The sequence below is a fragment of the Simiduia curdlanivorans genome (assembly GCF_030409605.1).
GTDB lineage: Bacteria > Pseudomonadota > Gammaproteobacteria > Pseudomonadales > Cellvibrionaceae > Simiduia > Simiduia curdlanivorans.
In genome coordinates, this window is the sequence record NZ_JAUFQG010000006.1 from 39,197 (window position 1) to 64,523 (window position 25,327).

Consider the following 25,327-nt stretch of genomic DNA (forward strand, 5'->3'; position numbering starts at 1 on the left):
TATGCGTGTAAACCAAAAGACTTTGCAGATGATTAACACAATGAAGAAATTTTTAGCCACCACGTTCACCAACGCAGTTTCACAACTGATGCCTAGGTTGGTGTTAACAGGCTGCATCAGTTTGCTGGGCGCGAGTTCAGCATGGGCCATGCCCGCCATTGTGCAAGATAACCGTGCGCCGGATGTGGTTACCGGCAGTAACCGCGAAGATTTTCAAGATATGCATGTGAAATCGCCCGCGGGGGAACTGCGCGTTACCCGTCGCTGGGTGCACGATCACTGGGAGTGGAATAGCCGTTGGCGCGATTTGAAATTTTTTGGCAAAGCGCAAGACGTTTTAACTTACTTGAAAACCGGCGAATACGCTGATGCGTCAAAAATTGAGAAGGTTATCAGTGCTGGTTCTGGTTCGGTAAGCGGCGGAGGTGGCGTAGCTCTGCTGCGCAGCTCTTATTTGATTCTCCATGCCGATGAATTGTTTATACCCGCGGGTTTAAGTAATTGGGATAACCAACTTAAGTACTCTATTTCATTAGGTGATACAGGCTACGTCTGGCGTGACCGTCAGGGTAACAGCGCCCAGTACGATAAAGACGGCCGTATTACGTCCTACAGCGATCGCAATGGCGTTGTTACCACTGTGGTACGCAACGCCGCCCAAGATATCATCAACGTGCAAGATGGGCAGGGCAACACGCTCATCACCTACCATTGGCAACAAGACCCCAATACCGTGGGTTTAACCGATGCCGACGGCGCGGCCATCGAACCCCGTAATCGCATTACACACATTGAAGATAGAGACGGCCGCACGGTAACGTACAGCTATGACGATACCCGTGGCGGTTTACTTACTAGCGCGACCGATACCCGCGGTAAAGTTTGGACCTACAATTATTCGGCAAGTAATCAATTCACTGGGCAAACTGATCCACTTGGAAAAGAAACCAAGTACGGTTTTGGTGCTAAAAATACACTGAAATCTCGCTTCAATGCTGACGGCGTGGGTAGCAGCTATAGCACCGGTTACGACAGTGAACAGGAGCTCTTTTACGTCACCAAGCGCGATGGTGCAGGTACGGTAACGGAAACCTGGTACAACGGTTACGGTCTGCCAGAAAGGCGCGATATTCAAGGTGAAACCCAGTTTACGGCGGAGTATGTATTATCCCAAGATATAGATCATTTTACCCAATTCGGCCGAGGTAAAGGCACGAGCGCCGCCACGGCGAATTACACTCCCACACTAAAAGCAACCAGCGGCGCAAGCTCAAGTAGTGGCGGCGGCGGTAGCGTGACTATAAATCAGGCCGGCCCCAACTATGTGGTATATGGCATTCACACCGACGCGCGCGGCAACAAAACTAAAACCACCTACGACATGTGGCAAAACCCGCTCAAAGTGGAATACGCCGATGGCAGTAAAACCAGCACCAGCTTTAACACACATTTTTCAGTACCTAAGCAATATACCGATGAGCGCGGCATCATCACCGAATACACCTACGATGACAAAGGAAACTTGCTGGCCCTAACCGAAGCCAAAGGCTTACCCGAGCAGCGCATTACCCGCTACGAATACACACCCGAAGGTTATCTCTCAAAGCTCATCAGTGGCGAGTCGTCCTTAGGCAATACGCCCTTAGCCGTTACCCAATGGTATTACGACAGCTTCGGCAATGTTGCAAAAGTGATTGATCCGCTTGAGCATGAAACCCTCTATGGCGATTACAACGCCCTAGGGCAATGGCGCACCATGACTGACGCCAATGGCAAAATCTGGACCCGCAGCTACGACGCCGCGGGCAATTTATTGGCTGATTTAAACCCCGCCGGGCGCGGCACGCTGTACAGCTATAACGACGCCGGCCATCTCACTAAAATTACCTTGGCCAGTGGCAAATTCTTTACCCTCACGCACAACGCCGCGGGCTTACCCTTATCGGTGACCGACAACGCCGGTAACGCGCAGGTTTTAACCTACGATAAAGCCAACCGCGTCACCACCGTTACCGACCCGAACAGCAGTAAAATGCAATTGGTGTTTGACGACCAAGGCCGGTTAAAAACCCAAATCGATGGCGAGCAAAATGCCACCGAATTTAGCTACGAAACCCAACTGTTAAAAACCGTACAAACGCCGGGCTTTAGCACCAGCTCAGAGTACGACAAACGCCAGCGCCCGGTGCAACAGACCCAAGTGGCCAATGGCAAAAGTCAGTTGCGTAAAACCCAGTTCGATTTAGCCGGCAACCCCAAGGCTTGGTTAGATGCCAATAACAAATTATCTGAAACCCTGTACGACAATCTAGGTCGCATTAAAACCAGTATCGATGCCAACCTCGGTCGCACTGAATTTGATTACGACGCGCGCGATAATTTAATAAAAGTCACCGATCCAGAAGGGCGCATCACCCAATACACCTATACCCTGCGCGATGAATTAGAAAGCGAAACCAAGCACAACTTTATTGGCACCGATATCAAGCGCAGCTACAGCTACGACGCCAATGGCAACCTCATCACTGCCATCACACCTAATAAAGAAAAGCAGGTGTACAGCTACGATGATCAAAACCGACTAGTAAAGCGCGAAGTCTTTGCCCAGCAAGACCTCTCGCAGCCGGTGAAGGTGATTGCCTATCATTTTAACGCCAAAGATCAGTACACCGGTTACAGCCAGCAGGCCGGCGCCGATACAGAGCACGCCACCGCCGACATTCAAGCCTTAAGTGAAACTTACACCTACACAGCGCTAGACCAAATTGCCACGGTAAGCGTTAACCTGGGCGCCTTCAGCAAAACTTACAGCTACACCTATCACCCCAATGGCTTGAAGAAAACCTACACCAACCCAGAGGGCATTACCTACACCTACCAATACAACGGCAACAACCAACTGGTGAGTGTGGCCATTCCCGGTGAAGGCCAAATGGCCTGGACCAACTTCCAATGGCTGGCGCCACAAACGGTGGTGTTGCCCGGCGGCATTAAAATCAACAGCGTGTACGATGGCCTGTTGCGCTTAGAAGAGCGGCAATTAATTGATGCCGCTGAAAACGCCATTGCTAAAGCCAATTACAGTTTTGATGGCGAAAATAATATTACCGCCATCAAAACCGAACACGGCGACTACAATTACGGCTATGACGACCTCTACCGCTTAACCAGTGCCGACTACCCCAGCACCAGCCCCTATGCTGATGAAAGCTTTGAATACGACGGCGTAGGCAACCGGTTAAAACGCATTGTTAATGGTGAAACCAGCGAGAGCAGCATTAACGAACACAACCAGTTAATGAGCATCACCGGTGCCGATGCCGCTACCTTTACCTACAACAACAACGGCCACACGGTACAAGAAGTGCGCGCCGGTGTGACCACCCATTTTACCTATAACGCCGAAGAGCGTTTGATTGCGGTGAGTAAAAATGGCACTGAGGTAGGTCGCTATGTGTTAAACCCCTACGGTCAGCGCATTCAAAAAATAACAGCCACCGGCACCACCTATTTTTTATATAACGACAACGGTATGGCGGGGGAGTATTCCGCCACCGGTGCGTTAATAAAGGAATACCATTTTAATCCACAGTCACCGTGGATGACCGAGCCGCTGTTTCAGCGCACGGCGGATAATCAGGTGTATTACTATCAAAATGATCACCTCGGTTCGCCACAGAAAATGTTTGATAAGAGTGGCGCGGTGGCGTGGGAAGCTCGCTGGAGTGCCTTTGGTGAGGTGAGTGTGCTGGGTGGCAATGTGGCGGAAAATGCGCTGCGGTTTCCGGGGCAGTATGCGGATCCTGAATCAGGACTCTATCAGAATTATTTTCGGGATTATTCTAGTGGGTTGGGGAGGTATTTGGAATCTGATCCGATTGGGTTGTTGGGGGGGGTTAATACTTTCGGTTATAGCTATGGCAATCCAATTAATTTGTCGGATTTTGATGGAAAACATCCAGCAGCGATAGTTATTGTTGTTGCTAGAATTGCGATCGTTGGTTGGAAGAAATATAAAGACTATAAAAAGTATAAAAAGCACATGATTCGTACATGCAATTTGATATACAAAGCGTACAAAGCGGCGCAGCTTGCTAACGGATTAAAAGGTTCGTCTTGTGAGTTCCGAAGAGATAATGCTAAAAAGGAATGGGAAGGCAGAAAGTTGTATATTCAGTTGAATTGCGACTCACATATCCCTACTAAAGTTGATCACCCGAAGGCTGCAAGGCAGGCCAAGCAAAAATACGATAACCTTAATAAAAAGTGTCCCGATTGTAATGGATAAGAAAACTTTAAAATTCATTGAGCTGCTGCGATCATTGGAAGCTGAGTTCAACCAGGTAGATATAGAGAAAGCTAAACAATGGCTTGGAGGGTTTTTCGAGCCGAATGATTTTCGAATATCTCGAATAATCCCATCGATGAGGATGGAACTTAATGATGACGAATATGCATTTGAGATTTGTCACGCGATCAATGAGTCGGATATAGAGAATATTCTTCGGATTGATAACTGTTACCTTGGGTGCTACCTCGCAGCGGCATACATTTATTTTAATGCGCGCAGACCATTATTTGGGGATTCCGATCTTCTGGCATTTTTTGTGCTCGCAAAAACCATACAGAATTTCAAAAAAATGCAACTCCAATCATTGGCGGTAGGCTTTGTCGAATCTGAGGCGGATGATGATAGTACTGTTAGTGTTAGTCATATAGTTTGTGCAAAATTTTCTCTATTTATACTTCGAGAAATGTTGGAAATGCCTCCTTGTAATTCATTTGATGCAAAGACTATTGGTTTGGCTTCTCTTGGTGATGTGACTTATTTAAGTGGTGAGGAACTTTGGAGTGCTTTTTCCCAAATTTTTTCTCATAATTATGATAATAAGGTTTCTGAGTTAATCAAGACTGGTCAGGAAGTATTTGTTTAGAAAATTAATGCAAAAAAATGGGAAGAACAAATGGGGACAGATTTATTTAACGGTAGTTACAAAAAAAATGGGGACAGATTTATTTAACGGCAGTTAAAACTGCTGGTGAATAAAGAAAAAAGGGGACAGATTTATTTAACGGTAGTTAAAACTGCTGGTGAATATAACCAAGTAACAAAAACAAATGAGGACAGATTCATTTAACAGCAATTTGATTGAGGCTGTTAATAACCAACAAATAGATCTGTCCCAATACAAGGAGACCACCATGCCAAGGACGGCAAGATTGATATTACCCAACACGCCGCACCATATTGTGCAGCGTGGCCACAACCGCAATGCGGTGTTTGTCGAGCCGCGAGATTATCAGTATTACTGGGATAATTTGGCGGAGTGGAAAACAACCTTGGGGTTAAAGTTGTATGCGTTTTGCTTGATGACCAACCACATTCATTTGATTGTGGAGCCCGGCGAATACCCCACGGATGTGGGCGAGTTAATGAAGCGGTTGGCGGGGCGTCAAACGCGGCTTGTGAATAAGTTAGAGCGGCGCACCGGCTCGCTGTGGGAGAGTCGGTACAAGATAAGCCCCATACAAACCGATACGTATTTATTGCATTGCTGCCGTTATGTAGATCTGAATCCGGTAACGGCGAAGATGGTAGCTAAGGCCGAAGATTACCCTTGGTCTAGCGCGCGGGCATCTATTGGTATGCAAACGCTGGATTGGTTAGACAAGAGCCCGAGTTATATGGCCCTCGCGGATACCGAATCGCAGCAACAGGCACGCTACCATGATTTTTTGCGCGCCCAAAGTGACGCGCAGCGCGTGCACAGTTTTATTCAGGCGGCGGCCGAGCGAAATCAGCTTACCGGCAGCCCAAAATTTGTAGAGGAAATCGCCCAGCGCACCGGGCGACGTATTGAACATCGCGGCCCCGGCCGCCCCGCAAAAGCGCACGAATGACGCTTGCGGTTAAACATTTAGATTTTTAGTAAGTGCGTGTGACCACACGCCGTTAGGAGAAGTGGGGATGCAGTTTCAGGTATTGGGTCGTTGGCTCAGCGCGATCGGTATTGCCTTGTGCGCGAGTTTTGCGCAGGCGCAAGACGAAGCCTTATGTGCGGAAGTAAAAATTGAAATTGCCCAAGAGCTCGCGCTTGAACGCCAAGGTTTTGAGGCGGTGATGCGCATCACCAACCCCTTGGATAGCTTCGCGTTAACGAACGTTAATATTGACGTTTACTTTACCGATGCCGACGGCAATCCGGTACTAGCCACCAGCAACAGCCAGGCCAGCGACGCCGCGTTTTTTATTCGGGTAGATGATCACCAAGGTTTTACAATTCTTAATACCGGTGAAAAAGGCCGGGTAGAAGATGCCAGCATTGCAGCCAAATCTGTGGGCGAAGTGCGCTGGCTTATCGTGCCAACGGCAACCGCTGCTGGGCAAACGTCTTCAGGCACGTTGTATTTTGTTGGCGCGACGCTCACCTACAGTTACGGCGGCAAAGATGAAACGGTGCAAGTGGCGCCGGACTCCATTGTGGTTAAACCCCAGCCTTTACTCACTCTGGATTATTTTTTAACGGAAGAGGTTATTGCCGATGACGCTTTCACCCTCGCCATTGAAGCACCCGAGCCCTACACTTTAGGCGTGCGCATGGTGAACAACGGTTACGGCCAAGCGCAGAATGTCACCATCGAGTCTGCTCAGCCCACTATCGTTGAAAACGAACAAGGCCTGGCCATTGATTTCAAAATTCTAGAAAGTTTTATTGCCAACCAGCCCGCTAGCCCTAGTTTGTTAATTGATTTTGGCTCGCTCGAACCTTTTGCCGCCCGTACAGGCCGCTGGGTAATGGAATCTTCTTTGTCGGGCAAGTTTACCGATTTCTCCGCCAGTTTTACCCACGCCGATGAGCTAGGTGGCGAGTTAACCTCTTTGTTGGAAGGCGTGAACGCCCATTTGTTGGTGCACGATGTTCAGGTGGATCTCGCTGGGCGCGATGGCGTAAAAGATTTCCTTAGCTTTAATGGCGCGGGTAACTTGTATTTATATGAGTCTGAAAATACCGGCGTGAGTGATGTGAGTTGTATGCATTGCGCGCCAGTGGCGGAAGTTTCGGCAAGCTTGGGGGCAGATTTAGGTGGTTATAGAAATGTAACATCCACGGGTGAGGCAGGTTTTAGCTATATCAAAATTACCGACCCTTACGCTGGCGCTAAAGTGATTTCACGCGCCGTGCGGAGCGACGGTAAAACCCTGCTAAAAGCCAACGCGTGGCTGTCGAAAAGCCGCAACGCCGATAAAAAAACCTTTGATTACTTCATAAATATTTTTGATGTAAACAGTAACGGCAACTACACACTCTTTTTTGGCGATTTAGCCGAAGTGCCCGTTGCGCCGGTAATTCAAGCGATAACCGATCGCACCAGTTTTGAAGGCGGTCAAGTTGGCTTTTTAGTGCAGGCCAGTGACGCCAACGGCACAACACCAGTATTGACTGCGCAGGCCTTACCCGTAGGTGCAACCTTTGTTGACGGCGGCAGCGGCACGGGCGTTTTTCAGTGGTACCCAAAAGTAGGGCAGGCGGGCCCTTACGCGGTAACCTTTAAGGCAAGCGATGATAAATTGCACAGCCAGCGCATTGTCAATATCGCCATTAACCCGGAAGACGATAAAGACGGCGATGGTTTGAAAGACAGCTGGGAGCAATCTTATTTTGACGATCTAAGCAGAGACGGCACTGGCGATTATGACAGCGATGGTTTAACCGATCAGGAAGAACACGATAACGGTACAGACCCCACCATTGCCCAAGTTGTACCGGGCGAGCCTCAGCTTGCCAGCCCAAGTTTTGGCGCAGAAATTTTAGCCGGAGGCACGGCGCCATTGTTGCCGACCTTATCTATTACGCCAGCCAATCACGACATTCCCGCAGGCGTAAATTATCAATTTGAAATTTATGAAGACGCGGCTCAAAGCCAACTAGTTGCTTCTGGATTAGTGCCGGAAGTGAGTAGCCTAACCACTTGGGCGGTGTTAGCTGAGCACCTAGAAGCTGACAAATTGTTTGCCGATAACCAGCGCTATTATTGGCGCGTAAGAGCGCAAACCGCTGAGCCGGTGCCAGTTCCTAGTGCTTGGGTGGTTGGTGAATTCTTTATTAATACCAGTAATGATGCGCCAACGGCCCCAGTGATTGCGAGCCCTGCATCTGGCGCGACAGTTGCACAGCTACAACCCACGCTTGTAATTAATAATGCGCTCGATGTCGATGGCGATTTACTCAGCTACCGTTTTGATCTGTACGCCATTGGCGATGCAGATCCGCTAATGTCTTTGACCGGTGTATTGCCCGGGCCACAGGGGCTTACCGAATGGCAGCTACCCAATGCGTTGCAGGAAGATCAATATTACGAGTGGCAGGTTACTGTAGTCGACGAACATGGGCTAACTAACGCAACACCACGCGCACAATTTTTAGTGAGCACCGCCAACCATGGCCCCGCAACACCGGCTTTGACTTCCCCTGTTCCCAACAGCCATGTAACCCTGCTTGGCGCTGGCAACAGCACAAATTTAACGGCGAGCGCCGTTAGCGACCCAGAAGGCCAAAGTGTTACTTATTGGTTTGAGTTTGATACCGCGTCGAATTTTAGCAGCCCCGCTTTGCAGACATCGGGTGCACAATTATTGCCTCAGTGGCAGGTCAATAATTTGTTGGAAAACACGACCTATTATTGGCGGGTAAAGGCCAGTGACGGCGCTGTCGATTCGGCTTGGTCGCAAGCACAGTTTTTTGTGAATCAAACCAATGAGGCACCGAGTGCGCCCAGTTTAAACAACCCAAGTGCTGAAAGCGTTGTTGAAACACTGCAGCCGCAATTTGTGAGTGCAGCCGTTGACGACCCAGATGGCGATAGCGTGCAATACCGTTTTGCTATTTATCGCGATGCCGCGCTGCTAAACGAATTAACCAGCGCATTGGTAAATGAGCCACAGTGGACGCCGGATTTCGAATTAGATGACAACAGTCATTTTTATTGGCGCGTGCAGGCCCAAGATAGCCAAGGCTTGTTGAGCGCTTGGAGCGCTGCGCAGCATTTCATGACGAATTTGGATGGCGTCAATGATGCACCGAGTTTCCGCTTTGTGTGGCCAGCGGCAAACACCACCGTCACTGAACCGAGTGTAACCGTGCAATGGGTAGATGCAGACCCAGACTCAAACGCCAACATCAGTTTGTACTATCAGCATGCAGGTAGCCGAGTACTCATTGCAGATTTAATTTCAGAAGATGAAGACGGCATTGCAGATCAGTATCAATGGGATATGAGTGGTTTAGCGCCAGGCGTTTATACCTTAAGCGCCGACATCGACGACGGCGAGACCTTGGTTACTGCCACGGCATGTTGCAGCCTAACGATACTGGGAGCTGACAAAACCATTACCACCCAGTTAGTGGCTGGCAATTTATTAGATGAGGCCGGCACTCAGTGGGCCGAAGTTCGTGTGAGCCTCGCACAACCGTTAACACAAGGTACGAGCTTAACCTTAAACCTCAATGTTTCCGATGCAACTGAAGCTGGCATCGTTGGCGCTCAGTATCTTTACTTCACACCTGAAAATTGGAATGTCGCCCAATCGGTATTTATTACCGGTAAAGATGATTGTGAAATCGATGGCAATCAGCCAGTAAGTTTGCAGTTCACCTCGGCGGTAAGTGACGACGTGGGTTACCACGGTGTAAATACGCCCAGTATTTTATTTGAAAATCACGACAATGAAGTGGCAGAGCAAGTACTGTTTATTTGCCAGCTAAGTTTACTTAGCCAAACGCCGGTAGCGAATACGAGTGACGTAGAAGCGATATATCGCGCACACATGACCAATAGCGGTATTGCGATTGAAGAGTCTAACGCAACCCTTTCACTTTTAACCTCGCCCAACCCGAATTATTCTGTCTCGGTGGTAGGCACCGATACTGTGAGTTTCGGCGTGAGTCAAACCGGTATAACGCTACCTAGTAATGAAACCATTACATTGCGCTACCCAGCCGGCCAGTCGCTAGACTTAGCAAAGTTAAGTTGGTTTATTTTACCCGGTGCAGCAGCAGACGTTCTCGATGGTAATAGTAGCAACGACACACTACACGGCGGTGCAGGTAACGATGTACTAGAAGGCCACGCGGGTAACGATACCTTATATGGCGGCGACGGCGACGACCTATTAATCGGCGGCGCGGGTGCCGACCGTATGTTTGGTGAAGCCGGTGATGATACTTTTGTTATCGAAGGTGATGACCCTTACGCCGATCAATTTAATGGGGGCGAGGGGTTTGACCGCATTATCGGTTCGGACGGAAATGATGCTATTCGCGTCAGCAGCTTTAGTGGCGACAATACCGTTGAGCAAATTGACGGCGGCAATGGCGTCAACGGCATTTACGGTACCATCGCCAATAACGTACTTAATTTTACCAACACGGTTTTAATCAATATTGATTTCATTGATGGTTTAGCGGGCAATGACAATATTTACGGTAGTCAAGGCAACGATCGAATCATAGGTGGCGCGGGTAGCGATAGCCTGTTTGGCAACGACGGCGATGATGTATTTGAAATTATTGGTGTAGACGGTGGGTTTGATAGCGTTAATGGCGGAGCAGGTATTGACCAAGTTATTGGCAGTGCAGGCGACGATATTTTTCGCTTCAGTAAATTTTCTAACGACAATACTGTTGAACAAATAAATGGCATTGGCGGGCAGGATTTTATTGAGGGATCAAGTTCAAATAACACATTAGATTTTAGAGCAACTGAGCTAGGCAATATCGCAGCCATTAGAGGTATGGCGGGTAATGATACGGTATATGGCTCTTCTGCAAACGATATTATTGAAGGTGGCCACGGTAGTGACACCTTGTATGGTGAAGCCGGCGATGACGTGTTCGTGCTAACGCAAGATGACGCTGGTTTTAATCGTTATCAGGGCGGAGAGGGCAATGATATTGTTCAAGGCACACCCTTCGATGATGCTATTTACATCAGTGTGTTTAGCGGTAGCAATACCGTTGAAGTTATTGACGGTGACGGCGGCAACAATCAAATTATTGGCAGCGCGTCTAATAATGTATTCGATTTCTCCAATACCCAACTTTTGAGCATCGCCAGCATCGAGGGTGCTGCGGGTAACGACACCATTACGGGTTCAGCATCCGACGACATCATTATCGGTGGCGAAGGCAGTGATACGCTGTATGGTGCGGCCGGCAATGATCGATTCCTGCTGACTGCCGGCGATACCGGTTTTAACCGGTATAACGGTGGCGAAGGTGTAGACAGAGTAGAAGGCACGCCTGAATCCGATGCTATTTTTATCAGCACATTCTCTGGCGAGAACACGGTTGAAATTATTGACGGTGGCGCAGGAACGAATTGGATTCGGGGTTCGGCCTCCAACAACGTGCTCAACTTTTCTCACACAGAGCTGCTAAATATTTCTGGTATAGATGGCGCTGAAGGCAACGATACTTTATACGGTAGCGCAGCTGACGACCTTATCGTTGGTGGTTTAGGCAGCGACAGCCTTTATGGTAATGGCGGTAACGACACCTTTGTTATTCGCGCGGAAGATACGGGCTTTGATCGATACAGCGGTGGTGAGGGTGTCGATCGTTTGCACGGCACGGATGCGGATGATGTGTTTTATATTGCATCGTTCAGTGGCGAGAACACCGTTGAAATTATTGACGGTATTGCTGGACGCGATCGGATTGTCGGAAGTAATGCAAATAATGTTTTGGATTTTTCATCCACGCAGTTAATCAATATCAACGCAATTTACGGCGGGGAGGGCAACGATACAATAACTGGCTCCGCCTCCGCTGATACGCTTTATGGCGGCGCAGGCAATGATAGCCTCAATGGTCAGGCTGGCGACGACATTTTCTATCTCTCAGTTGATCGTTCAGACACAGGCGATTTACTTGATAGTGGTTTTGATCGTTATGAAGGTGGCGAAGGTTTCGACAAGCTAATAGGTACAGACGAAGACGATGTGTTTCAAATTTCATCTTTCTATGGAAAATACCATGTGGAAGTCATAGACGGTGGAATAGGTTCAAATTCAATTCAAGGTTCCTCTGCGAACAATGTATTGGATTTTTCAAGCACTGAACTCATCAACATTGACATGATCGATGCGGGTGCTGGCAACGATACATTAACCGGCTCTAGTGGCAACGATGTGCTTGTTGGCGGTTTAGGCAGCGACACAGTTATTGGTGGACCAGGAGATGACCTATTCCCGATAACGTTTGAAGATACAGGTTTTGATCGCTACCAAGGTGGCGAGGGCGTCGACAAGGTCATCGGTACAGATGAAAGCGACGTTATAAACATTGCAGTTTTTAGTGGAATAAATCGGGTTGACATAGTTGATGGTGGGCTTGGAGAAAATAGCATTCAGGGTTCAGACTCCAACAACAGTTTAGATTTTAGCGCTACGCAATTACTGAATATCGCGCATATTAACGGCGGTGGCGGAAATGATCATATTATTGGCTCTGCTGAGGCCGATGTCATTCTCGGTGGCTTAGGTAGCGACACTTTGCTTGGCGGAGAGGGTGACGATCTTTTCCTAATTACGCAAGGTGATGCTGGTTTTGACCGCTATAACGGCGGTGCCGGCAGTGACACGATTCGAGGTACGGATGCCGATGACATTTTCTATATCAAGGATTTTAGCGGTGAATACAGCGTCGAAACGATCGATGGTGGCGCTGGTGATAATCGCATCGAAGCGGGCGCGGGTAACGATGTCATTGATTTCTCAAATGCTAGCCTAGTTAATATTTTGTCGATCGACGGTAAAGCCGGTAACGACACGATCAAAGGTAGCCATAACAATGACCTCATCATTGGAGGCATCGGCTCCGACAATCTTTATGGTATGGGTGGCGACGATACTTTCAGAATCACTGAAAATGATTCTGGTTACGATACCTATACTGGTGGTGACGGTTTTGATCAGATTTTGGGTACTGACCAAGACGATGTTTTAAGAATCAATACGTTTACTGGCGATCGTCGCGTCGAGCTGATTGATGGCGTGTCGGGGAGCGATATAATTGTTGGCACAACAGGGAACAATATATTAGATTTTTCTGAAACCTCCCTGCTAAATATCGCGCTTATAGACGGCAATTCTGGCAATGATAATGTCATAGGCTCAGCTGGAAACGATGTGCTGCGTGGTGGCCTTGGCAACGACTTTTTGCGCGGGGGGCCTGGCTCTGATACCTATCTGTTTACCTCGGGCGACGGTGCCGACACGCTCTCCGAACAGGGAAATGTTGGCGATGTTGATAATCTCAAATTTGTTGGAGGTATCGCTAAAGAAGATTTGTGGTTTGTGCGCAGTGGCAACCACCTCTATGTGTTTGTCTTAGCTAGCAGTGACAAGATTACAGTCACCGATTGGTTTGTAAACTCAAGCCAAGTAGTAGAGCTATTTACCTTAGACGATGGCTCAATGCTCTTGGTTGAAAATTTCTCCGCACTTGTAGACCTAATGACAAGTATCGGAATTCCGGTCAACGGCTTGATTTCACTTGATGCTGATCAGATGAATCAAGTGAATGAGCTTCGTGGCAACCTTTGGCAATAATTTATTGGTACCCCCAATAGCTGAATTCGTAAAATTCAGCTATTGGGGCTCTAAAACCTGAGGCTTTCCATTTGACTTATTTACCGATAGCTCTAAAGCTGCCTAAAAGGCCATCCTAGCAACTACGTAACATTGCGCATAATCTATATTATGTTAAATTTAAGAATTACCAGAGCTAGTACGCTTTTGTTTGAATACCGCTCATGCCCGCTTTAATTAACCGTTGAAGCCAATAATCTACCCTCGTCATACGCAGGGCTAACAAACTTAAGTGCCCGCAGCGTCATGACTAGGCATGCGCCTGCCAGATAGACCTCGATTAACACCTGTAGATGTTGGGCCTTCCACTGGGCTAGATTGAATACGAAGCCGCTCTTGTTATAGTCTATTGGACAACACCTACCAATCACTGAAAGCTTTCTATGAAAACTATTTCACTGGCTTTATGCAGCTCCCTATGTGTGACGCTTATCCTCCTATCTTTAGCTGCCTGTAATACCAGTAAAGCAGCATTCGCATGGGAAATCGTACAGGCGATCGGCACTCCCACGGCACGCCATGAAGCTGGCTTGGTTGCAATCGAGAACAATATTTTTCTAATCGGCGGCCGTCGCGTTAATCCCACGGATGTGTGCAACACAGAAACCCAACGTTGGACCCGTAAATCAGCGCCACCTTTCGAACTTCATCATTTTCAACCGGTTGCCTGGCAGGGAAAAATCTACATTTTAGGTGCCATGACCGGACAATGGCCCAACGAGGTCCCCGTGAAACATGTGATTATCTATGATCCACTTTCGGATCAATTCACGATTGGCGACCCTATACCAACTCATCGTCAACGTGGCGCTGCGGGAGCGGTTGCCTACCGCGATAAAATCTATCTCATAGGTGGAATCACCCGCGGACACATGGGCGGCTATCAAGCTTGGTTCGATGAGTATGACCCGAAACACGGCCAGTGGCGCGAGCTCGATAATGCACCTAATGCGAGGGATCACTTCCAAGCCGCGACTGCAGCGCACTACCTATTTGCTTTTGCAGGCAGAACCACGTCAAAGGAAACTGATCAAGATATGTCACTTACCGTCAAATACGGAAATGTCTACGATTTTGATACGGAGCAATGGCTCGCCGTTTCAGAGCAAGAGGCGTTGCCAACCTTGAGAGCGGGAAATAGCGCTATTGCCCTAGGTTCCAACGTGATTATCGCTGGCGGCGAAAGTGTTAGCCAGGTGCCAGCGCACACGGAGGTTGATGTATACGATATCGCAACCAAGACCTGGAGGGCTTGGCCCAGTAACCTAGAAGGACGGCATGGGACAGGTTTGGTTAGAGTGGATGAGTATCTTTACACTATATCCGGCAGTGGCAACCGAGGCGGAGGGCCGGAATTAACAACCATCGAACGGCTTAACCTTTCAGGGATGCCCTTCTGTTCAGCTAGCTGCAAATAATAAATTTTCTAGCAGCAACAAAGCAAATACAGCTTTCCCTATTCCCATTACAGATCCGGTAATTCCAATCTTAGTAAAAAAAATGGTTAGCCCTTTTGAGGCTAACCATTTTCGTAAAAGCTAATTCGTCGCTGCAGTTTCTCAGGCAGAATTAGCTTACTATTTCTCTGAACTACTTAGCTGATTTGTTCAGCAATGCATTTAGTGTTGGGCTAGGACGCATCGCCTTTTCAAGCTTGGCGGCGTCTGGTAGAAAATAGCCGCCCATATCAACAGGCTCACCTTGAGCGTCAGTGAGCTCTTTGACGATAATGGCTTCCTGCTCTACCAGTGCTTTAGCAAGAGGCGCAAAGGCGGCTTGAAGCTCTTTGTCCTCGGTTTGCGCTGCTAAGGCTTCGGCCCAGTATTGCGCCAAGTAAAAATGGCTACCGCGGTTGTCCAGCTCGCGAACTTTGCGCGACGGCGATTTGTCGTTTACCAGCAGTTTTCCGGTGGCCTGATCCAAGGTTTTGGCAAGCACTTGCGCCTTGTTGTTGCCGGTTTTGGCGGCGACATCTTCAAAGGAAACTGCTAAGGCTAAAAACTCACCTAAGGAATCCCAGCGCAAATGGTCTTCTTCGGCAAACTGCTGCACATGCTTAGGCGCTGAACCGCCCGCTCCCGTTTCAAATAAGCCACCGCCGTTCATCAAGGGAACAATCGACAGCATTTTGGCGCTTGTGCCCAGCTCTAGGATGGGGAATAAATCGGTGAGGTAATCGCGCAGAACATTGCCGGTTACTGAAATAGTATCTTCACCGCGCTTCAAGCGCTCCATTGTAAAACGAATGGCACTGTCTGGCGGTAGGATCTGGATGTTCAAACCATCGGTGTCGTGATCTTTTAAGTACTTTTCGACCTTTTTGATCATTTGGGCATCGTGGCCGCGGTTGGCATCTAACCAAAATACAGCCGGCATACCCGAGGCGCGCGAACGGGTTACAGCCAGCTTAACCCAATCTTGGATAGGCGCATCTTTAGCGGTAAACATCCGCCATACGTCCCCTGCTTCCACCTTGTCATGTTGCAGCAATACCGTGCCGCTTTCATCAACTACGCGCACACTGCCGTTTGCCGAGATAGTAAATGTCTTGTCGTGTGAGCCGTATTCTTCGGCCTTTTGCGCCATCAAGCCAACATTGGGCACCGTACCCATAGTGCGCGGATCGAAATTGTCGTGGTGCTTACAGAAGTTAATCACTTCTTGATAAATGGTGGCGTAGCAGCTGTCTGGAATAACCGCTTTGGTGTCGGCTAACTTGCCATCGGCGCTCCACATCATGCCGCCGGCGCGAATCATCGCTGGCATAGAGGCATCGACGATGATATCGCTTGGCACGTGGAGGTTGGTGATGCCTTTATCCGAGTCGACCATCGCCAACATCGGCCGAGTCTCGTAGCAACGACGCATGTCGTATTCAATTTCGGAGCGCTTAGAGTAGCCCAGCTTATCGATTTTTTGCAGGGCCGCGCCTATGCCATCGTTAGGGTTAACGCCTAATTCGGCCAAGGTCTTTGCGTGTTTTTCCCACGCTTTTTTGTAATAAACGGTTACCGCATGGCCGAACACAATGGGGTCGGAGACCTTCATCATGGTGGCTTTCATATGTAGCGAAAATAAAAGACCGGCCTTGCGAGCGCCCTCCATTTCTTCGTCGAGAAATTTCCGTAACGCCTTGGTGCTCATAAATTGCGCACTCACCACTTCGTCAGCTTGTACGGCGACTTCTTTCAGGAGTGTTGTTTTACCACCCTCCTCAACCAATTCGATTTTGACCTTACCGGCCTTGCTCATGGTGGTTGATATATCGCTGGCGTAAAAATCGCCTTCGCGCATGTGGGCAACGTGGGTACGAGATGCCTGACTCCACTTACCCATGGAGTGTGGATTCGTGCGCGCATATTGCTTAACTGCACCAGGCGCGCGGCGATCGGAGTTACCTTCGCGCAACACCGGGTTAACGGCGCTACCTAGCACTTTTGCGTAGCGAGCTTTTACGTCTGTCTCTGTATCGTCAGCTGGGCTTTCTGGGTAGCTGGGAATCTTGTAACCCTTGCCCTGTAACTCTGCGATCGCAGCGTTCAGCTGTGGAATAGAGGCACTGATATTAGGTAGTTTAATAATGTTGGCATTTGGGTCTTGAGTAAGCTCACCCAACTCCTTCAATGCATCAGATACCTTTTGATCGTCAGATAGGTACTCTGGGAAACTGGCAAGAATGCGAGCGGCCAATGATATATCACTGGTTTCAACCTCTATGCCTGCAGCAGCGGAAAAAGTGTTAACGATAGGGAGCAATGAGTAAGTCGCCAAGGCCGGCGCTTCGTCTGTTAACGTATAAATAATTTTCGATTTCTGAATTGTCATGTAAACCCCGTTATACCAAGCCAATGAGCAAGCTTGTAAAGCTCAGTCATCCATCTGTGAATTCTGCGTGCGCATCATACAGAAAGATGGCGGGAAATTATAGGTTGTAAAAAAACTACAATGGCCCTGAACCCTCTATTTACCTCAGTTCGTTAGCAAATACCGACAGAGTCTTGGCAATATGGAGCCCTTGAATTTCGAACATTGCGGCATATTTAGTCACAAAACTACAAGACTAGGCAGCGGCGCACCAAAACAGAGCCTAAAATCAACCCTAGGCTCTGCCAACCCTTGCTTGGCTGTGGCATTTATAGATAGCATTCCAGCTCGTTAAATGGGTACTTTGGCGCAACTAAGGTGAGTTTCAGCGCGTATTTGCTTGCTTTTAATGCTCATTAGGCTGCAATTTGCTAAGCTGCAGGAACCCACATGACTTGGTTGGGGTCAAATCTTGGGTTAACCCAGACTTGATTGTTTTCCATCCCGATACCGGGTGCCAATTTTAGATACAGGTAGCACATGAGAAGTACAATTCTGTTAGTCACTGCGCTGTTATTTGCGATGCACGTGGGGGCTAAGGTAGTAGATACTGCTGCTCCATTGACTTACACCGAAACACAATCAAAAACAGCGATAGAGATTATCGATAAGCTGAGCACCCGGCACTATCGCAAACTTGCCTTAGACGACAACCTTTCAAGTGCCTACCTCGATAAACTATTGGAAACCTTAGATCCTGGCCGCGCCTATTTTTACGCCTCGGATATTGCCGGTTTTGAAAAGTCACGGGCAAAATTTGATGACTTCTTCAAAAAAGGCGACTTGGCCATTGGCTTTCAAATTTATAATCAATATACGGCGCGAATAAATTCTCGGCTGTTATCGATCATCGCCGAACTTGAAGATCCGGAAACACAATATAATTTCACTGTCGATGAATCTCTTGATGCAGATAGAGAAAATGCCAGCTGGCCAAAAGACAAAGCCGAGGCTGATGAGCTTTGGCGCAAGCGTGTAAAAGCCGCAGTACTGTCGCTCAAACTGTCTGGGAAAAGTGTTGAGGAAGCGAAAACTACGTTAACGCGTCGTTATAAAAATCAACAATCTCGCCTGCAACAACAGGATAGAGAAGATGTATTTGAAACATTAATCAATGCACTGACACTCCTTTACGACCCACACACTAGTTACCTATCACCCCGCACCTTGGAAAACTTCAACATCAATATGTCCCTTTCCCTCGAAGGCATTGGCGCGGTATTACAGACAGAAGATGAATTTACAAAGATCGTTCGCCTAGTCGCGGCAGGCCCGGCTGATAAAACCGGCCAGTTAAAGCCTAGCGATAAAATTTTAGCGGTAGGTCAAGGTAAGGAGGGTGAGTTAATCGATATCGTTGGCTGGCGCTTAGATGAAGTTGTACAACTGATTCGCGGTGAGCCCAACACCATCGTGCGCCTGCAGATTCAACCCGCCAATGAAGATGCCACCGCCATTAAAACGGTAACCATTAGTCGGGAGCGGGTAAAGCTTGAAGAGCAGGCCGCTAAAAAGGCTGTGTTTGAAGTTAAAGAAGGCAATAGCACCTATCGACTGGGCGTTATTGATGTACCTGCGTTCTACTTAGATTTTGAGGCCTACCGGCAACGAGATCCAAACTTTAAGAGCACCACGCGAGATGTGATGCAGCTACTGCAAGAGCTTGAACAAGAAAATGTTGATGGCATTATCTTGGATTTGCGCAATAACGGCGGAGGCTCCTTACAAGAGGCCACAACCTTAACAGATCTATTTATTGATCAAGGGCCAGTTGTCCAGATTCGACAATCGAACGAAACCATCTCTCGCCACCACCGGTCTCGTGCGCGTGCAGTTTACCGAGGCCCCCTACTCGTGCTAATCAATCGATTGAGTGCATCAGCCTCTGAAATTTTTGCCGGCGCGATTCAAGATTATGGCAGAGGTATCATTGTAGGCTCACAATCTTTTGGTAAGGGCACAGTGCAATCTCTTACGGGATTGCAGGAAGGGCAACTAAAGATCACCGAGTCGAAATTCTATCGCGTTTCTGGTGACAGCACTCAGCACCGCGGTGTTATCCCCGACATTCTGCTGCCTAACCTAATCGACAGCAGTGAGGTTGGCGAAAGCTCGTATGAAACAGCCTTGCCGTGGGATAAAATTCATGCGGTTGCGCACGACAAATATTACGACATAACAGAGCTGATGAAAGAAATTAACCCGCAACACGAAGCCAGAGTTGCGGTCAGCCCAGATTTTAACTTTCTAAAAGATCAGTTGCAGATGGTGGCTGAGCTTAAAGAGAAAAAGGCACTCTCACTCAACGAGAAAACCCGATTAACGGAAAAAACCTTGCTAGACCAGCGCAACTTGGCTAGCGAAAATGCTCGCCGCAAGGCTAAAGGTGAAGCACCCTATCCTAGCTATGAGGCACTAAAGGCAGCAAATGAAGAAGAAAATGCCAATGCACTGAGCAGCCCGGTACAAATTGATACTGAAAAAGATGCCATGCTTCGGGAAGCCGGCTTTGTATTAGCTGATTTCATCACCAGTCAACGTGTAGAGGCTAGTAGCAAGTTAGCCAATTTTCAGGAATAGTGAAATAATCATGTGCTAAGACGAGCCCCCTTGGGGCTCTTTTTTTGCTTAACCGGCCGGCACTCGACACAAAGGACATTCTGTGAACATTATCTCTTTTAACATTAATAGTATTCGCGCCCGCCTTCCGCAACTGGAAGCTATTGTTAAAAAGTACGCCCCCGACTTCATTGGTTTACAAGAAACAAAAGTTCAAGACATAGATTTTCCGATAAGCGCCATTGAGGCTATGGGTTACCACGCAATCTATCACGGACAAAAAACCCATTATGGTGTTGCCTTACTGTCTAAACAAAAGCCTACTGAGATAGTGAAAGGTTTTGAGTCAGATGCTGTAGACGCGCAACGTCGTTTCGTCGGCGGAAAATTTATTATCGGCAATCAGGATATTTGGGTCTACAACGGCTATTTTCCACAGGGGGAAAATGAAAAACACGTAACTAAATACCCTGCGAAACGCAAGTTTTATGCCGACCTACTCCATTTATTGAAATCAAAACATCATCCGAGTGAATCAATTGTGATTATGGGTGACATCAACATTTCCCCCCAAGATATCGATATTGGTATTGGCGAGCAGAACCGTAAACGATGGCTTAAGGATGGAAAATGCAGCTTTTTACCCGAAGAGCGACAGTGGCTTCAAGCGCTACAGGCCTGGGGCTTAGTGGATAGTTTTAGGCATCATCATCCTGAGCAAGCGAGCGAATACAGTTGGTTCGATTATCGCAGCCGCGGCTTTGAAGATGAGCCTCGGCGTGGCCTACGCATCGACAGTATTTTATGTACGAAAAGCCTCGTTGAATCGTCTATTGGCGCAGGCATTGATTATGAGATTCGAGGCATGGAAAAGCCTTCAGATCACGCGCCAATTTTTACTCGTTGGTAGCAGTTCTTGCACCCGGCTAAAAGCTCCAGCTAAAGGCATTGTAGGCATCTTGTGCACATATCCAGTCCTACAATGCGCCATTAGCTCCCCCAGTGAAAGAGCTACTTCTTTGTGTCACTTTTCCCGAGCCAGCGCTTCAAACTGTCTTCTAGCTGGTCATAACTCACGGGCTTAGCAAGATAGTCGCTCATCCCAGCTGCGAAACACTTAGCTTGATCAGAATCACCCGCATGCGCGGTCATGGCCACAATGGGAATTGGGTCAGCGACGTTATCCAACTGCTCCTTTTTTCGTATCGCGCGTGTTGCCCCGTAGCCATCGAGCTCTGGCATTTGGCAATCCATCAATATTAGATTAAATGCCTGCTCATCCAGCGCAACCAACGCCTCTTTGCCATTGTTGGCTAGCGTAACCTTATAACCAAGTTTTTGTAACATACCTTTAGCGACCATTTGATTGACACGATGATCGTCAACTAACAATATTTTTTTACCCGTACCGAGCTGATGATTATGCCCTTCTGTTTCCTCCACAACTGCTGCAGCCAATAGTGTCTCCAGCATGGCTTGATGTAAATTACCGCGCAAAACCGGCTTTAAAAGTACCTTGATATCGTTGTGTACCAGCAACGCTTCCACCTCTGCAGAAGCACGCTGTTGCAGCGTCGCCGCAATAGCAAGGGGCATAGATTTCAACTCGGGGTGCTGCTTTAACCTATGTGCGAATGTTAATAATCCAAGCGATTTCACATGCGTGTATAAGAGTGCGCCATCAAAGGGGTGCTCATCGTTCAACCCCTCCTCAAGACGCGTTAACGCCTGCTCTTCATCGTGCGCAGCGTCTACGTTCATGCCCCAGGCTTCCATCTCAATTAAGAATGAATCTTCAATTGAAGACGGAATGCCCACTAACAAGATACGTTTATTGCGAAGCTGTGGCTCTATGGCGATGCTTTTAGGCGACTTGCTCGTCGTGTCCAGCGTTATATTGAAAAAATACTGGGTGCCACTGTCCTTGTCTTCGAATACCTGTAGAGAGCCATTCATGCATTCAGCCAGACCTTTACACAAAGTAATACCGAGCGGTGCGTTTTCAGTATCGTAATGTACGGCCTCTGCAGTTGCGGGCATGATTTTCTCGTTCGAAACCGTTTCACGCTGATCTATGATGGTGATTTGAAGCTCGCCCTGCTGCTCATTCTTGATAACGAACTCAGATTTGAAAAAAACTTCGCCATGGCTGGAATATTTAATGGCATGACTTAAAAGATTTATTAGTACCTGCTGCAATCGCTGGGCGTCGCCTTTAACTCGAACTGGCGTGTCACTATCCAGCACGTGATTTAGCTCAACCTGTTGTTGATATGCGTCGTGAGAGACATCTTCGACCACGTGCTCAATTAATTTCCATAGGTTGAATATGGCGTGATCGAGCACGAGGTTTTCGTTCGACGCCTGGGAAAAATCGATGGCGTTATTAACCAAATTTAATTGCCGCTCACCGGCTTTATTTGCAAGCGCGAGCAGTTCCCTTTGCTCGCTGGTTAAGCGACTGTCAGCGAGCAAGCTGAGAGCGCCCAATACATCATTAAGTGAGGTGCGCAACTCGCCACCAAAGCGAGTGAGAAAGGTATTTTTTAGCTCCGCTGCAGCCTCTGAGTCGCGCTTTTCAATCTCCAAGTTTTTCGCGTGTTGATCCAAATTGTATTGCGCCTCGAGCCTATCCCAGTAAATGCGCGACGTAACTTCTCCTTGATGATCCAGCAACAAGTAAAAAACCAACATGGTTACACCATAAACATAGCCCTCCCAAGTGCCCAATAGAATGGCAGCCGCCGCGGCTGGAATTTGACCTAAAAATAAATATAAGCCTAAAAATTTGCGATAAGGCGCGAGCACGTTGGCCACGCTAGAATAAAAAACCACCGAATAGAGCCAGATAAGCAAAGTGTCATTTTTCATCCCCACAATGGTTGTGACGCTAGCAATAATCAAACTCCACCAAGCCGCGCCCACGAAGGATGCCCAAAAATAATGGGTGCGCCAACGTCCAGGGGCTCTAGGGTAAAGAGTGTCAAATCGAAATAAAAAATAACCACGCCATAGGGTGATTAAAAGGAGACCTATGGCAAGTCCGAGCGAATAATTCGGGGCCTGCTGGTAAAAGTCACCGAGTGCAACACATAGCAGAAAAGCAAAAAGATTGAGAATTAAGCCTCTTCGGCTGTATTTAGCCATGCGAGCATCCGTCTCGCGCATGATTTTCCGATCTTTTTGAACTTTATTGGCGGGAACAAATAGCTGCAACATTGATCTACCTGAATGGGTCGCGGATCTGAGGTTGAGGCATTGTAGGGCTTGTAAGAAAGAGAATGAACCGGTTTTTGAGGTCTAATCCGTAATTGTGTTGACCATGTACCCTAGTCCGAGGGCTTCGAATCCGTTACATAACGTTTCCTCGCTATGCGGTTACATCCACCTTATGATCACTGCGTCGACGGTCCTGACCTGTGCGCAGCTCGATCAGCGGGCGGCGATAGGCGCGTCCACGCCGCCGCTGCCGGCGCCTCCGCTCCTTACTTGGCGAGCTGTCTGGAAGATCAACGGCCTTTTCTATATTGACGTGCTTGGGCAGTGTTTGGCTGACCGGCGCTACGCTAATAACATTACTCGGTATTCGTATATCAGACATATTACATCTCGTTTTACATGTACCTATACCCTAAATTGTGCCGCGACAGTTTTCAACTGGTCGGCTAAGCCTTGTAACGATGAGCTCAATTGAGTCACCTGCTCGGTATTGTTTTGCGCAACTTTTGATCCATCCCGCATTTTAATCACATTACTTTGAATGGACTTAGCAAAATGCTGTTGCTGTTCTGTTGCCGCAGCAATCTGTTTGTTCATGTCGGTAATTGAGGTGACTTTTGAGGTAATGGCATCCAGGGAATTCCCGGTCTCACTGGCCTGCGCAACACTTTGTTTGGCGCGAGATTTGCCCGTATCCATAACCTGAACTGCTTCTCTCGCCGCGTTTTGTAATTGCTCAATCACTTTTTGAATCTCATGAGTAGATTCCTGCGTTCGAGATGCAAGCGTTCTAACCTCATCCGCCACCACGGCGAAACCTCTCCCCTGCTCTCCCGCTCTCGCTGCCTCAATGGCCGCGTTAAGAGCGAGTAAATTAGTTTGCTCGGCAATGCCTTTAATTACGTCCAAGATGCCTGCAACGCTCTCGGTGTCTTTTTCCAGTTTTACGATAACTTCTGCCGCCCGCTCGACTTCTGTAGCCAAGTTGTTAATGGTAATAACCGTATCGCCAACAACCTTAAGACCCGCTTTCGCCTCCTTGTCGGCATGCGAGGCTGCCTGCGCTGCGGAACCCGCATTTTCTGCAACGTTATTGACACTACGCATCATATCGGCCATGGCATTATTTACATGCTCTGAAGATTGCGCCTGATCGGTGGAAAGTTTTTCCGATTCGTGTGATACACCATTGAGGCGTGTGGCCACATCAGTGAGTGGCGAGATCACTTGAATGACCTCCCCTATCGTATGATGCAGTTTATCGATAAAGGTATTAAACCAGCCAACCAACTCGCCTAGTTCATCCTCTGAGCTCTTTTGAATACGCTGGGTTAAATCGCCATCGCCCTGAGCGATATCCTTTAAAGACTGGGTAATCACGTCGACATTGCGGGTAATAATCAAAGCAATGCTGATAGAAATAACCAGAAGTAGCGCGACAGTGATAAGACCTACGATCAAGCCTACTTTAAGATTGGCCTGCTCTGTGTCGGTGGCTTGGCTAACGGTGTCTTTAAAGCTTGCATCGCTTTGGTCTCGAAAAAGAGTTAGCGCATTGTTAATTTTTTGAAGGGATTTAGTTCTGTTTTCTGCGATAGTGGCTAGTTGAGTAAAATCCACTGTGCCATCGATCATACTGGCGGTTAAGTCGAAAGAGATTTTTAGGTAAGCTTTTAAAGATTGCTCGATCAGATCTATCTCGGCTGCTCGTTCTGGCTGAAGCTGACGAGTTTTGCCAAGATTAGTTTTAATCGCCTCTCCCATACGTTTGGCGCTATTGAGCATATCCATTTCGCCAGTACTAGCGGCGGTGCTCATGGTCTCATTCATCCGGTCTAAGGTAACAATATTGGTGCTGGCTAATTCCAGAACAGGGAAATATACGTTCTGGATCAGGTTTAATCGCTCAACGTTTTTAGTACCCGAATTAATGGTAAACATCAGAAAGAGCGCAAACCCCGTGATGCCGACCGCTGGGATTAGCAAAATTTTGTACTTTATACTGACTTTACTCAACCAGTTCATAGAGCCACT

The 25,327-nt window shown here is 48.0% G+C and carries 11 protein-coding genes; 7 read left to right on the plus strand and 4 right to left on the minus strand.

Annotated elements, in window-relative coordinates:
- Positions 1-28 precede the first annotated feature (28 nt).
- From QWY82_RS14110 to QWY82_RS14130, 5 genes are all read left to right on the plus strand, one after another.
- Positions 29-4,288, plus strand: a complete 4,260-nt coding sequence (locus tag QWY82_RS14110) for an RHS repeat domain-containing protein (RefSeq protein ID WP_290263614.1) — start codon at positions 29-31, stop codon at positions 4,286-4,288.
- On the plus strand, positions 4,281-4,934 hold the full coding sequence (locus QWY82_RS14115) for a hypothetical protein (RefSeq protein ID WP_290263616.1): 654 nt from the start codon (positions 4,281-4,283) through the stop codon (positions 4,932-4,934). The genes QWY82_RS14110 and QWY82_RS14115 overlap by 8 nt, the downstream gene beginning before the upstream one ends.
- A 268-nt stretch (positions 4,935-5,202) precedes the next feature.
- On the plus strand, positions 5,203-5,901 hold the full coding sequence (locus QWY82_RS14120; RefSeq protein WP_290263617.1) for a transposase: 699 nt from the start codon (positions 5,203-5,205) through the stop codon (positions 5,899-5,901).
- A 67-nt stretch (positions 5,902-5,968) separates the two neighbouring features.
- Positions 5,969-13,612: a beta strand repeat-containing protein gene (locus QWY82_RS14125; protein WP_290263619.1), complete on the plus strand. Its 7,644-nt coding sequence runs from the start codon at positions 5,969-5,971 to the stop codon at positions 13,610-13,612.
- 422 nt (positions 13,613-14,034) lie between these two features.
- Complete coding sequence (locus QWY82_RS14130; protein WP_290263621.1) at positions 14,035-15,069, plus strand: Kelch repeat-containing protein; 1,035 nt, start codon at positions 14,035-14,037, stop codon at positions 15,067-15,069.
- 172 nt (positions 15,070-15,241) lie between these two features.
- Here QWY82_RS14130 and QWY82_RS14135 read toward each other — a convergent pair whose 3' ends face one another.
- A complete protein-coding gene (locus tag QWY82_RS14135) occupies positions 15,242-17,476 on the minus strand; it encodes an NADP-dependent isocitrate dehydrogenase (RefSeq protein WP_290263624.1) in 2,235 nt (744 codons plus the stop codon).
- Between the two features lie 519 nt (positions 17,477-17,995).
- Here QWY82_RS14135 and QWY82_RS14140 point away from each other — a divergent pair.
- Both QWY82_RS14140 and xthA read left to right on the plus strand, forming a co-directional pair.
- Positions 17,996-20,095 carry a carboxy terminal-processing peptidase gene (locus tag QWY82_RS14140; RefSeq protein WP_290263626.1) on the plus strand — a complete coding sequence of 700 codons (2,100 nt, stop codon included), beginning with the start codon at positions 17,996-17,998 and terminating at the stop codon, positions 20,093-20,095.
- A gap of 82 nt (positions 20,096-20,177) precedes the next feature.
- Complete coding sequence (gene xthA / locus QWY82_RS14145) at positions 20,178-20,984, plus strand: exodeoxyribonuclease III (RefSeq protein ID WP_290263629.1); 807 nt, start codon at positions 20,178-20,180, stop codon at positions 20,982-20,984.
- Between the two features lie 101 nt (positions 20,985-21,085).
- Here xthA and QWY82_RS14150 read toward each other — a convergent pair whose 3' ends face one another.
- The 3 genes from QWY82_RS14150 to QWY82_RS14160 all read right to left on the minus strand — a co-directional run bounded on the left by QWY82_RS14150 (position 21,086) and on the right by QWY82_RS14160 (position 25,318).
- Entirely contained in the window at positions 21,086-23,293 is a 2,208-nt protein-coding gene (locus tag QWY82_RS14150) for a response regulator (RefSeq protein WP_290263631.1), read from the minus strand.
- A gap of 151 nt (positions 23,294-23,444) precedes the next feature.
- The gene (locus QWY82_RS14155) at positions 23,445-23,675 is read right to left on the minus strand and encodes a hypothetical protein (RefSeq protein ID WP_290263632.1); all 231 of its coding nucleotides are present in this window, start codon (positions 23,673-23,675) and stop codon (positions 23,445-23,447) included.
- Between the two features lie 23 nt (positions 23,676-23,698).
- A complete protein-coding gene (locus QWY82_RS14160) occupies positions 23,699-25,318 on the minus strand; it encodes a methyl-accepting chemotaxis protein (RefSeq protein ID WP_290263634.1) in 1,620 nt (539 codons plus the stop codon).
- Between the last annotated feature and the right edge of the window lie 9 nt (positions 25,319-25,327).